Source organism: Sphaerospermopsis torques-reginae ITEP-024, from assembly GCF_019598945.1.
Lineage (GTDB): Bacteria > Cyanobacteriota > Cyanobacteriia > Cyanobacteriales > Nostocaceae > Sphaerospermopsis.
Window position 1 is genome coordinate 3,242,184 of sequence record NZ_CP080598.1, and the last position, 11,995, is coordinate 3,254,178.

Consider the following 11,995-nt stretch of genomic DNA (forward strand, 5'->3'; position numbering starts at 1 on the left):
TAACATTGATAATATGTTTGATAGTCCAATTGATTAACTTTCGTGTGACTGTGAATTGATAGAAATCAAAATATTTCTATACAGCACCTTTTTTGATCATTTCAAATCCATAAACATAGATATCAGCAACTTTATATCTTTTTTCTCTTTCTCGCCATGCAATCACACCAATTTCATTTAAAAAAGAAGCAAATTCTTCAAATTCTGCTATATTTTGTGCTGATTTTTCCCATAGAGTAGATAATTCTTCTTTAGCTAAAAAAGCTGATTGTTGTTTGAGAGAATCAAAAAATCGAGTAAGATGAGGATATTCTTCTTTAATTTCATCACATCGTTGTTTTGAGGCTTTCTGCAATCCAATTTCTAAAGACTTACTGCGTAATAAACGATCTGTTGGTGTTTGAATTGATGATTTACCTTGATAACTTAATTCTTGCTCTTTTGCACCTGCTAATAAAATGCTTAAACTGCGAGGAAAGGTAGTACCACTAGAATCGGTTAATCTTGCATGAACCCATCGAGATACATATTTAGCTTTGTCTCCTTTTCTCCGACGACTTCCCCAAAGTAATTCTAAGGCTTTATCAATTATTTCTTCACTAGCTTGATCTATACTTTCCACAGCAATAGGAGAAAACCTATCTACCAAATTCTTAAAATCAGGTGATTGTATTACTTGACGCAAAGCTAGTCTTAAAAAATCAACCCTATTCCATTGTAAAATCAGATCACGTCCAGTAAAATGACTCTTATTATCAAAAATTAAACGATTCCATATATCCTCTCTCAAGAAAATTTTAAATCTAATTTCTGTTAATCTGTTAGCATCACAAGATTGAACTAACTGGAATAATCCCGATAATGCAGATTGTCTTACTTCTCCCGCTTCAGAAAAATCTTCATCTAAATCATCATAAAGAAACCAAATTTTCTGAGATTTATTTTTATATTCTTCATGAAGAATAATGTTGATAGCATCTTTAACTATCAGCCGTAGTTCAGATGTAGATAATTCTAACAAAGCATTAGTATTTTCAGCTTGCCATAGTTCTGGATGTAGATTATTAAAAAGTGATTTGATAGGAGTAAATTTTTCGCCTTTCTTTCCTTTAGGGAAGGTAAATAAATTTTCTTGATAACATCTGAGTAATAAATAAGCTCGCCAAAATGCTTCCCAAGTGCCACTATTTTCCTGTAAACGCTGATGAATAATCTGAAAGTCATCACGAGATGGACGACTTTCTTTAAATCTACCATGTGCTGATATAAATATAGTGTTATCTAATCTACCACGAGCTAGTTTTTTAGCAAAATTTTCATGTTTAAGAAATAGCCAGTATAATGCAGTTTTACCTGTTCCTTTTCTGCCTCTAATTAAACAAGTTGCATTATCCAAAAATTTATCAAAATCATTTGTACGCTGAAATAGTAAGCTTAAATCCTGTCTTTGATCCGCAGCATTTACTTCAGGAAAGTGTAAACTTTCAATAATTTTCCAGCGTGTTTCTGAATTGGTTAAAATATTTGTTCTTTCAATTTCGTCGGTTTCTTCATCAATCAAATTGACAATTTTATTATAGTAATCTAATAAAGCCCTGACAGGGTAATTATCAGCTAAAGCAATAGGTTGAAGATAGGGAATTACTAAAAGTTCTAATATTTCTGTTTGTTCATTATCTTCTATTTCAGATTCTTCATCTATGGCTATTTTTATTTCATTTACAAACGATTGATAAATTTCATTTACTTTATCAAGTTTTGTAACGTCCGGAACAGCAGAGAATACAAAGTTGATGGATAGATTTTCTAAGGTATTTAGTGAATTTAATAGTAATTTTATACCTTGTTTATTTTGTTCATTAGGGAAAAGAAATATAATTGCTTTATCAGCAGCTTGAATTAAAGATAAAGCACCCCATTGATTAATTCCAGTGCGAGAATCAATTAATATAACATCAGGTTTTAACTGTTCATAAATCTCTCGTTTGAAAACAGACCATAAATTTTCATTACCATCAATAACAGTGGTAGCATGAAGATCATCAACTTTAGAAATATAGTCAAGACTCAAACAACCAGCAGGAACAACAAATAATCTTCCCGTAGCATTTGGTATTCTCACTTCACCAAATATGTGAGTAATTAAAATACTTGGATCTACGCCTTCTGGTAAATAGGAACGCTCATAAAAATAGTCAACAATTCCATATTTTGGCTGTGGGTTGAGATTAAATGCTGTACTTAATCCTGGTGCTTCTAAATCTAAATCTACAGCTACAACTTTACGTCCTCTTAATGCTAAAATCCAAGCCACATGAGTTAATGCTGTAGTGCGTCCTACTCCACCTTTAAAAGAATAAAATGTAACTGTTCTAGGTAAACTAGGTTGACGTTGAGGAAAATTTAATTGATTTTGTGGGTTTGCTGCTTGAATGGCTAAATCTTGCCAGGTTTGGATTAAAGTTATATCAGAAATTTCTGGCGGTGAAATATTAAGTGAATCTGCTTCTTGAGGTGTATATAGAGATAGAAAACCAGGAGATAAATGAGGAACTTGTGATTTAAGTAAATTAAAAATTTGTTCTTTACGCTGGGGAATAGATAAACTCAAAAAAGCATTACTGACAATAGTTAAATTTAATAAGCCTGATGTAGAAATATTGATATCAACCCATTCCTGGGAGTTATGTACATATTGATTTACGATTTCCTGCTTGAGTAAAAACTGCCAATTTTCCTGCATTTCATCACCTCTTTAAAGTTGAGTAATTTGCTTATGTAACCAAGTTATGAGACTCTGATAGGCATATAACCAGTCTTTGTAATTTTGCTCATTTAGAGCTTCAGGCTTTAGACTAGAATAACGCATATCTATAAAATGTTGCCCTATTGGATTCTCGACTTGATATAACCATTTTCTCACTTGTAAATTATTATCAACTCTACATTTAAGTTTATTGTGTTTTTTTAGAAGCTCTGTATAGCTATGTGTGATTAAAGTCTGATTTGCACCTCCAGGTAGAGTATTACAAATAATTGCTTTTAATAAACACTCAATGGTAATACCTCCAAAGTGCATAGCGGCTACTCTTCTTTCCAATTCCTTTCTATATAGTATCTCAGTATCAGTATGGCGTTCAAAAAAAGCTGCTTGGTAATCTTCCATACCTAATTAAACTCAAAATTTAAGCTTGATCAGTATATTCTTAAAACAAGATTTTACGATAAATTGCTTATTTATTCTTAGTTTCCTCCTCTCTGCGTCCTCTGCGCCTCTGCGTGACATAAAAAAAACAGCCGCCCCCCAACGGAAGCGGCCATCATTCAAACTAGAAACCGATATTAGTAATCGAAATCTCCGCCACCCATACCAGCACCAGCAGCAGGAGCAGCATCTTTAGGTTCAGGCTTATCAACAACAATACACTCAGTTGTCAACACCATACCTGCGATAGAAGCAGCGTTTTGCAGTGCAGAACGAGTTACCTTAGCAGGGTCAACAATACCAGCTTCCAACATATCAACAAACTCGTTGCTGGCAGCGTTGAAACCAATATTGAAGTCTTTCTCTTTCACTCTTTCAGCAATGACAGCGCCATTTTGACCAGCGTTTTCTGCAATTCTCTTTAATGGAGCAGGTAAAGCACGAGCAACGATTAAAGCACCAGTCAACTCTTCATTAGCCAAGTTGTTGTTAGCCCAGGTTTCCAACTGAGGAGCGAGGTGAGCTAAGGTTGTACCACCACCGGGAACAATGCCTTCTTCTACAGCAGCTTTGGTAGCGTTGATAGCGTCTTCCAAGCGCAGCTTCTTATCTTTCATTTCGGTTTCGGTTGCTGCACCAACTTTGATCACAGCTACACCACCGGACAATTTAGCCAAACGCTCTTGCAGTTTCTCCTTGTCATAGGAAGATTCGGTTTCTTCCATCTGACGGCGGATTTGTTCACAACGAGCTTTAACACCAGCTTCGTTACCTTCAGCCACAATGGTGGTGCTGTCTTTGGTGATGGTGATGCGGCGAGCTTTACCTAAACCATCTAGCTTGGTGCTTTCTAACTTCAGACCAGCATCTTCAGTGATAACTTGACCACCGGTGAGAACTGCGATATCTTCTAACATCGCTTTGCGGCGATCGCCAAAACCAGGAGCTTTTACAGCAGCTACGTTGAGTACACCGCGTAAACGGTTAACAACCAAGGTTGCTAAAGCTTCTTTTTCGATATCTTCAGCGATAATAACCAAGGGTTTACCTTGACGTGCAACTTGCTCAAGTACAGGTACTAAATCTTGTACCAAAGCAATTTTCTTGTCGGTGAGCAGAATGTAAGGATCATCAAAAATCGCTTCCATCCGTTCTGCATCGGTAGCGAAGTAAGGGGAAATATAACCCTTATCAAAACGCATACCTTCGGTAATTTCCAATTCGGTGGTCATGGACTTTCCTTCTTCCAAGGAAATTACACCTTCTTTACCCACCTTATCCATAGCTTGGGCGATCATGCTGCCGACTTCATCATCGTTACCAGCAGAGATAGCACCAACTTGAGCGATCGCCTTAGAATCTTCAACTTGACGAGCGTGTTCAGCAATTTTTTCTACTAGGAAAGCAGTAGCTTTATCAATACCGCGCTTCAACAGAATCGCATTAGCGCCAGCAGCTACGTTCCGTAAACCTTCTTTAACAATTGCATGAGCCAAAACGGTAGCTGTGGTTGTACCATCACCAGCAGCATCATTAGTTTTGGAAGCAGCTTGGCGAATCAAAGACACGCCAGTATTTTCAATATGGTCTTCTAATTCGATTTCTTTAGCGATGGTAACACCATCATTGACGATTTGAGGAGCGCCAAATTTCTTCTCTAAAACTACGTTACGACCTTTGGGACCAAGGGTGACAGCAACAGCTTCAGCCAGAATATCAATACCACGCTCAAGGGCGCGACGGGCGTTTTCGTTGTAAATAATGCGCTTTGCCATAATCTGTATAATTCTGGAATTGGTTATTTGTTGGTTGTCAATTTTCTGTTTTCAGTTTTGAGGTGGGGTGTGATTTGATATCAATCCAAAATCCAAAATCCAAAATCCAAAATCCAAATTTTGACTTTTGACCTTTGAATTGTTTGACCCCTCATCACTCAATTAGCTGACTACTGCTAGAATGTCTTTCTCAGAAAGCAATACATATTCGTCAGTGCCGAGCTTAACGTCAGTGCCAGCGTACTTGGAGTACAGCACTTTATCACCGACTTTAATTTCCAATTCTTGACGGCTACCGTCATCATTCCGCTTGCCAGGTCCAAGGGCTACTACTTCACCAACTTGGGGTTTTTCCTTAGCGGTGTCGGGCAAATACAAACCACCTGCGGTCTTTTCTTCAGCGGCGGTCACTTTCACAAAAACGCGATCGCCTAAAGGTTTAACTGTGGATACGCTTAGAGATACAGCTGCCATAATTTTTTTCTCCAGAGTTAGCACTCTCAACTCCTGAGTGCTAATCTACCGAAAATCAACAACAAATGGCAACAATCTTTTCTGTACGGGTTTCCGAACAGGTGACTGGGGACTGGGGACTGGGGACTGGGGACTGGGGACTGGGGAAGATGAATAACCTAATTACCAATTACCAATCACCAATTACCAATTACCAATTACCAATCACCAATCACCAGTCACCAGAGCATAAATACCTAATTGTTTTAGTTGTCGGGTTCTGTTGCGTAGGTAGTGAATATTTTTATATGGACAACTTTATTTCCAAACCTGGGAAATTGTTATAGAACTGTAAACAGGGAGCCGCTGAATGAGTAACAATACAGTGAGTTAACACCGCCATCCAAACAGCCATCCAATCCCCAGAACTACTAAAGCTGTGGAACTTCAAGCCCTAAGTAATATGTGGACGCGCTAAGATTGGCTTTCTTTTTCCTCCACAGGTTTCTGCTGGTTCTTACCAAACAGATACTCTGGGCTAAAAACCTCCTAGCTATGTCATCTGGGAATGCTGGAAACTGTGACTCAAAGTGTGGACATCTCAACCATCGTGTGAGATTCTTCTTATTTGCATCTTCTAAACCTCAACCAACCGCTTGCGTATTTGTTGTTCTAGATAGATAATGGGAGTTTACCCAGATGCGGTTTGGTATTACACAAATTAATTGATTTATAGTCATATATAGGCTATAACAGGCATAAATAAACCATTTTTACGCCTTCATAGTCAATGATATAAATCAATAGTTTTGGTGAAATTCCACAACATGACACCCTAGCCCTGGTAAGACACTGAGCACAAGTCCAAGCCTGTTTTTTTATTTCCCAGTCAAAATTAATTGAGGGAGATAATCAAACAATTAGGCAGGTGATGTAAATTAAGTAGTCCCGACAGCTATTAGCCAAGGGATAGATAGTATGTAGTTCACCCTGTTAGGTAAAACCTCACAAAATAAAACCTGAGATATTTGTCTATGGTTTTATGAACTATATTCAAAAAGCCGGAAGTCATTGAGCGGACGATCGCAGAACACTTAATTGGCATCTATGGAAATGTAAGCATAAGCCTTTTTCAACCATTTTTTGCCAGGAACTTCCTTCGTTTCTTGTGAACCTCTAGAGGCTTAACATTCAAAAAAGGATATAGCGGAGCAACAGTTAACAAATGAAAGTGCGGGTGAGTTGTCAGTTAGGGTGATCTTCAGCTAAATACTGAACCTGTCAACCAGACGGATTATGATTTAATCAGGTTTTTTAGCCCGTTGCTTTCAAAAGAATATATAATAGCGCATTATAAATACTATTGCTCTCCGTATCCTTACTAGACTTTTGCTATTAAGTTACTAGTAGTATGTTAAGAGTGACCACCACTTTCACAACCACAAACAACCAAGGCAAGTTGAGTGGGAAAAACAGTACGTGCGGCCAGCGCGGAATTTACGCCTGTGGACAAGGACCCGGTGACGGGCTTGGTGGAAGCAGGAAGCAAACAACAAAATGTTCCAGGTTCTAGGGTGTATTTGCTTATGCCCATGCCATGAACAATTTTTGTCAGGTTTGTTTTGCACAACATCTCACATAATCCACCAAAGAGGATAACTATTCAAGACCTTGATGGATTGAAGCGCGACAAGTGCCACTGCTATGAAAGAGTCCAGCATGAAAGATCACAAACGACTTCTATTAATTGATGATGACCCTAACCTCATCTTGCTGGTGAAGGATTACTTAGAATTCCGGGGCTACGAAGTCATCACGGCGGAAAATGGACAGGAAGCTCTGGAAATATTAGAACATGAAGTTCCAGACATGATCATCTGTGACGTGATGATGCCGGAAATGGACGGGTACACTTTTGTCGAACAAGTCCGGCAAACTGAACGCACTAGCTGGATACCTGTTCTCTTCCTGTCCGCTAAGGGGCAAAGTGCAGACCGAGTTAAAGGTCTGAATAAAGGTGCTGACGTATATATGGTCAAGCCTTTTGAACCAGAAGAACTCGTAGCACAAGTAGAATCTTCACTCAAGCAAACTATCCGTTGGAAAGAACATCAAACTAAGGGAGGGGAAAACGGTTCCCGTATCCAAGTTCCCTTTGATGTCCAGTTAACTCCCACAGAACTGAAAGTGGTTCAGTTTGTGGCTAGGGGTTTAGCTAACCGGGAAATCGCTGAAGAACTAAATGTTAGTCAGCGTACTGTTGAAAGCCATGTTTCCAATATGTTGGGTAAAACCAATCTCCACAACCGTACTGAGTTAGCACGGTGGGCGATTGAAAATCAAATGGCTTAAATGTTCCGCTGATTTGGTGAAGGTTTGAGTTTTGAGTTAAAAAATCATAACTCAAAGCTCAAATTCTTTATTTGATCTTGACTTTAGTTTGATAGCCAGTAAAAAACATGAATTGTGAAGCATACAGATTTTTCAATTCCAGCTTCATAATTCATGTTTTATGATACTTTCCTCAATTGCTATCTTCCAACCCAGATATCACCTAAAATTATTTATACAGGCTAATTATAGGGACTGGTGATTGGTGATTGGTGACTGGTGATTGGTGACTGGTGACTGGGGAAGCAGGGGAAGAATATTAACTTTTGCCTTCTGCCTTCTGCCTCCTGCCTCTTGCCTTTTGCCTTCTGTTCCCTGTTCCCTGTTCCCTACTCAGATATTTATTTGTAATCAATCCTTTGATTTATTGTCAATACCTTAGCCAAAAAAAGAGCCTTGATAATTTCCGGCAAAACTGGCAAAAATAAGCATACATGAGCGTTTTGATTAAAAGGTAGTTTAGAATCACCAAACCCTTATCCTACGGTCAATACATTAAAAAACCCTTGTGGTAAACCTTAAAGGAATTTTTAGTAGTGATTGTTTTTGCCAAGTCTCAGATAAATGGGAGTTAATGGTTAAAGCATCATCATCTCACCCTCGTAAATTGGCTAAGGTATTGTTATTGTATAATTAATTATGTAGCTTGCTGATCAAATATGCAAGATACCCTAACTATTTTAATGTAAAATCCATATCCCGACTGGGAATGAATTCCCAGTCTGATAGCAAAAGTCATCTAAAGATGACTAAATAACCAAAAAATTTTTAACTTTTATCCCAGGAGATTGTTTTATGGAAAGAATAAATTACTCGCAAATTATTCAAGATATTTTAAGCAATCATTCCAGAAATGATATCGCTAATGGTACAGAAATTCAATTGCTTTTTGATACCCAACGTCATCATTATCAAGTATTAAATATTGGTTGGAAACAACAAATTAGAACTTATGGGGTGATCATTCATGTTGATATTAAAGATGATAAAATCTGGATACAAAGAGATGGTACAGAAGTTGGTGTTGCTAATGAATTAACGGCTGCTGGTGTCCCTAAAGAAGATATTGTTTTAGGATTTCATGCTCCTTATAAACGGCAATTTACAGGTTTTGCAGTGGGATAATAAATACTTTGAGTAAACTATCAATTGATGTCAGGAATTTACTACTTAAATTAAAACCTCAACTTCTTGGGCGATACTTGTAGGTTGAGGAATTGGTAAACCTGACTCTATTAAACCTTCTATATGAAATTCTATGGACTCTACAATTAGTTGTTGAACTTCTGCTAATGTTTCAGCCACAGCTATACAACCGGGTAAGTCGGGAACATAAGCCCCATAACTGGTATTTCCTTTTTCAATTACTACTGTATAACGCATTATTCTTCCTCCAATTGTGCTTGTTTCCATATACTTTTTATTGTACCAATGGGTACATCAATATTAGGTTTACCGGAAACTGTAACAGTACCAAGTTTATGAGGATGTTTAAACTGTCGGTGACTTCCTCTTGTTCTGGCTAAATACCAACCATCAGCTTCTAGTCGCTGAATTACTGCTCTTACTTTCATAGTAACATTTATTTGTAATCAATCCTTTGATTTATTGTATAATTAATTATGTAGCTTGCTGATAAAATATACAAGATACCCTAACGATCAATTGATGTTAAAAATCGGGGATCTTTTCGTGGGGTTTAAGATCCCTGACTTCTAGCATGAATTAATCATTTATGAATAAGATTGAAAACAGAAGTCGGGGATCTAGGATTTGAAGTTGCGATAATTTAAACCAGAGAAATGGGAAGAAGATAATGCAAATTAATCCTCCTATTGCCAAAGAATTTTTTGCCGTCTATGCTAATATTCTATCTAATTGCGAGATTGTCTGATTTTTTTCAGATGATCAAGAGAGCGATTTACAGAGGCTATTTGAGAATCTAATTTTAAATTTTTATCCTGAATACCTTTTAAAGCTGGGAGTGCTTTTTCTAAATCTGATATAGCTTGATCTAAATCTGCAATAGGCATGGTGGCGGCTTTGTTTTGATAGTTTTCACCTATTACCTGGAGAGCATCGGCAGATTTTTGATGAGCATAGCCAATGTATTTATCCTTATCTTTTAATCCTTCTATCAACAGAGGAATAACTGCTTTGGTTTCTCCTCCTATACTGCCCAGAGCAGCAGCAGCATGATAGCGAACTTCTTTATTTTTGTCTTTTAATGCTTCTATCAAAGCAGGAATAGCAACTTTCGCTTCTACTCCTATATCACCCAAGGCAGAAGCAGCCTTCCAGCGAACGTCTTTATCATTATCCTTCAAAGCTGCTATCAAAGTAGGAACAGCCACTTTTGCTTCTTTTGTTATTTTCCATAAGGCAGAAGCAGCATTACGGCGAACGTCTTTATAATTATCCTTCAAAGCTACTATCAAAGTAGGAACAGCAGTTTTCGCTTCTACTCCTATCTTACCCAAGGCATTAGCAGCCCAAAAGCGAACCTCTCCATCATTATCCTTCAAAGCTGCTATCAAATTAGGAACAGCAGGTTTCGCTTCTACTCCTATATCACCCAAGGCTTCAGCAGCATTACGGCGAACCCGTTCATCATTATCCTTCAAAGCTGCTATCAAAGTAGGAACAGCCACTTTTGCTTCTTTTGTTATTTTCCATAAGGCAGAAGCAGCATTACGGCGAACGTCTTTATCATTATCCTTCAAAGCTACTATCAAAGCAGGAACAGCAGTTTTCGCTTCTACTCCTATAGAACCCAATGCAAAAGCAGCATTACTGCGAACCCCTTCATCATTATCCTTCAAAGCTGCAATCAAAGCAGGAACAGTAGCTTTCGCTTCTACTCCTATATCACCCAAGGCAGAAGCAGCCGACCAGCGAACCGAACTATCATTATCTTTCAAAGCTGCGATCAAAGCAGGAACAGCAGCTTTCGCTTCTACTCCTATTCTCCCCAAGGCAGAAGCAGCATTAATGCGAACCGAACTATCATTATCTTTCAAAGCTGCTATCAAAGCAGGAACAGCAGCTTTCGCTTCTACTCCTATAGAACCCAATACAGAAGCAGCCCAACCGCGAACCTCTACATCATTATCCTTCAAAGCTGCAATCAAAGCAGGAACAGCAGTTTTCGCTTCTACTCCTATCTTACCCAAGGCAGAAGCAGCCCAAAAGCGAACCTCTCCATCATTATCCTTCAAAGCTGCGATCAAAGCAGGAACAGCAGTTTTCGCTTCTACTCCTATTCTCCCCAAGGCAGAAGCAGCAGTCCAGCGAACGAATTGATCATTATCCTGCAAAGCTGCGATCAAAGCAGGAACAGCAGCTTTCGCTTCTTTTGTTATTTCCCACAAGGCAACAGCAGCCCAATAGCGAACGAATTGATCATTATCCTGCAAAGCTGCTGTCAAAGAAGGAACAGCAGTTTTCGCTTCTACTCCTATTCTCCCCAAGGCAGAAGCAGCATTACGGCGAACGTCTTTATCATTATCCTGCAAAGCTAAGCCTCAGATTTAACCGTTGCTAATCTTTTTCACTATTTTAATATTAGAGATGAATCGCAAGAAGAAGTAGAAGAACAATCAAGTGTTGAAGATTCAGTGCCTCAACCAATGATTATAGCTAATAATAGTAATATCAATGAAAAAGTATTTAGAAAGTTGAAAAGAATTATTTGCGAGCAATTAAATGTTAATGAAAACAAAATTGACTTGAATACAAACTTTATTGAAGATTTAGGTGCTGATTCTCTTGATGCTGTTGAATTAGTTATGGCTATAGAAGAAGAGTTTGATATTGAAATACCTGATCAAGTTGCTGAAAGGATTAATACAGTTAAACAGGCTCTAGATTATATAATTGAAAAAGCTACTTCTTAATGATTTTTCTCACTAACTAAGGTAGAATATAACAGAGGAAAGCAATGATGAAAACCCAAAATGAAATTATTAAACAAGGCTATAATGCTTTAATTAACTCTCTAGGAATTACCGATACTATTCGGTTTATTCAATATTTCAGTCCTGGTAAGGGAGACTATACCAAAGAACGTCATCAATGGTTAGATGAAAAAACTTTAACAGAAGTGTTAGCAGAAATCAAACAATTGGAAACAGAAGATACTAATCAATATGAGGAAATTATTGAATAATAA

At 37.8% G+C, this 11,995-nt stretch carries 11 protein-coding genes; 4 read left to right on the plus strand and 7 right to left on the minus strand.

Translation table 11 applies throughout. The features are described 5' to 3' along the window. Positions 1-76: 76 nt before the first annotated feature. From K2F26_RS15085 to groES, 4 genes are all read right to left on the minus strand, one after another. The gene (locus tag K2F26_RS15085) at positions 77-2,743 is read right to left on the minus strand and encodes a ParA family protein (RefSeq protein WP_220608481.1); all 2,667 of its coding nucleotides are present in this window, start codon (positions 2,741-2,743) and stop codon (positions 77-79) included. Between the two features lie 12 nt (positions 2,744-2,755). Beyond that, entirely contained in the window at positions 2,756-3,166 is a 411-nt protein-coding gene (locus K2F26_RS15090; protein ID WP_220608482.1) for a hypothetical protein, read from the minus strand. A gap of 176 nt (positions 3,167-3,342) precedes the next feature. Further along, the gene (gene groL, locus K2F26_RS15095; RefSeq protein WP_220608483.1) at positions 3,343-4,980 is read right to left on the minus strand and encodes a chaperonin GroEL; all 1,638 of its coding nucleotides are present in this window, start codon (positions 4,978-4,980) and stop codon (positions 3,343-3,345) included. A 162-nt stretch (positions 4,981-5,142) separates the two neighbouring features. Then, complete coding sequence (gene groES, locus K2F26_RS15100) at positions 5,143-5,454, minus strand: co-chaperone GroES (protein ID WP_096572532.1); 312 nt, start codon at positions 5,452-5,454, stop codon at positions 5,143-5,145. 1,683 nt (positions 5,455-7,137) lie between these two features. On the opposite strand from groES, the gene K2F26_RS15105 reads away from it, so the two are divergent. Together K2F26_RS15105 and K2F26_RS15110 are read left to right on the plus strand one after the other, a co-directional pair. Continuing rightward, on the plus strand, positions 7,138-7,785 hold the full coding sequence (locus K2F26_RS15105) for a response regulator transcription factor (RefSeq protein WP_194058548.1): 648 nt from the start codon (positions 7,138-7,140) through the stop codon (positions 7,783-7,785). 834 nt (positions 7,786-8,619) lie between these two features. After that, a complete protein-coding gene (locus K2F26_RS15110) occupies positions 8,620-8,949 on the plus strand; it encodes a XisI protein (protein WP_194058546.1) in 330 nt (109 codons plus the stop codon). A gap of 45 nt (positions 8,950-8,994) precedes the next feature. Here the strand turns inward: K2F26_RS15110 and K2F26_RS15115 are convergent, their stop codons facing one another. The 3 genes from K2F26_RS15115 to K2F26_RS15125 form a co-directional block, all read right to left on the minus strand. Further along, positions 8,995-9,207 (minus strand): type II toxin-antitoxin system HicB family antitoxin, encoded by a 213-nt coding sequence (locus K2F26_RS15115; protein ID WP_168493294.1) that lies wholly within the window; start codon positions 9,205-9,207, stop codon positions 8,995-8,997. Then, positions 9,207-9,398, minus strand: a complete 192-nt coding sequence (locus tag K2F26_RS15120; protein ID WP_168534989.1) for a type II toxin-antitoxin system HicA family toxin — start codon at positions 9,396-9,398, stop codon at positions 9,207-9,209. Before K2F26_RS15120 ends, K2F26_RS15115 begins: the two co-directional genes overlap by 1 nt. Positions 9,399-9,698: 300 nt before the next feature. Beyond that, complete coding sequence (locus K2F26_RS15125) at positions 9,699-11,339, minus strand: HEAT repeat domain-containing protein (RefSeq protein ID WP_220608484.1); 1,641 nt, start codon at positions 11,337-11,339, stop codon at positions 9,699-9,701. Between the two features lie 114 nt (positions 11,340-11,453). Between K2F26_RS15125 and acpP the strand changes: the two genes are divergently transcribed. Then, positions 11,454-11,720, plus strand: a complete 267-nt coding sequence (acpP, locus tag K2F26_RS15130) for an acyl carrier protein (RefSeq protein WP_220611893.1) — start codon at positions 11,454-11,456, stop codon at positions 11,718-11,720. A gap of 47 nt (positions 11,721-11,767) precedes the next feature. After that, the gene (locus K2F26_RS15135) at positions 11,768-11,992 is read left to right on the plus strand and encodes a hypothetical protein (protein ID WP_220611894.1); all 225 of its coding nucleotides are present in this window, start codon (positions 11,768-11,770) and stop codon (positions 11,990-11,992) included. Positions 11,993-11,995 lie beyond the last annotated feature (3 nt).

What these genes read in the sequence shown, in the direction of transcription:
- groES (WP_096572532.1), bottom strand. Translation starts at nt 5,454, where the DNA reads ATGGCAGCTGTATCTCTAAGCGTATCCACAGTTAAACCTTTAGGCGAT.
- K2F26_RS15105 (WP_194058548.1), top strand. Translation starts at nt 7,138, where the DNA reads ATGAAAGAGTCCAGCATGAAAGATCACAAACGACTTCTATTAATTGAT.
- K2F26_RS15090 (WP_220608482.1), bottom strand. Translation starts at nt 3,166, where the DNA reads ATGGAAGATTACCAAGCAGCTTTTTTTGAACGCCATACTGATACTGAG.
- groL (WP_220608483.1), bottom strand. Translation starts at nt 4,980, where the DNA reads ATGGCAAAGCGCATTATTTACAACGAAAACGCCCGTCGCGCCCTTGAG.
- K2F26_RS15120 (WP_168534989.1), bottom strand. Translation starts at nt 9,398, where the DNA reads ATGAAAGTAAGAGCAGTAATTCAGCGACTAGAAGCTGATGGTTGGTAT.
- K2F26_RS15085 (WP_220608481.1), bottom strand. Translation starts at nt 2,743, where the DNA reads ATGCAGGAAAATTGGCAGTTTTTACTCAAGCAGGAAATCGTAAATCAA.
- K2F26_RS15135 (WP_220611894.1), top strand. Translation starts at nt 11,768, where the DNA reads ATGAAAACCCAAAATGAAATTATTAAACAAGGCTATAATGCTTTAATT.
- K2F26_RS15110 (WP_194058546.1), top strand. Translation starts at nt 8,620, where the DNA reads ATGGAAAGAATAAATTACTCGCAAATTATTCAAGATATTTTAAGCAAT.
- acpP (WP_220611893.1), top strand. Translation starts at nt 11,454, where the DNA reads ATGATTATAGCTAATAATAGTAATATCAATGAAAAAGTATTTAGAAAG.
- K2F26_RS15115 (WP_168493294.1), bottom strand. Translation starts at nt 9,207, where the DNA reads ATGCGTTATACAGTAGTAATTGAAAAAGGAAATACCAGTTATGGGGCT.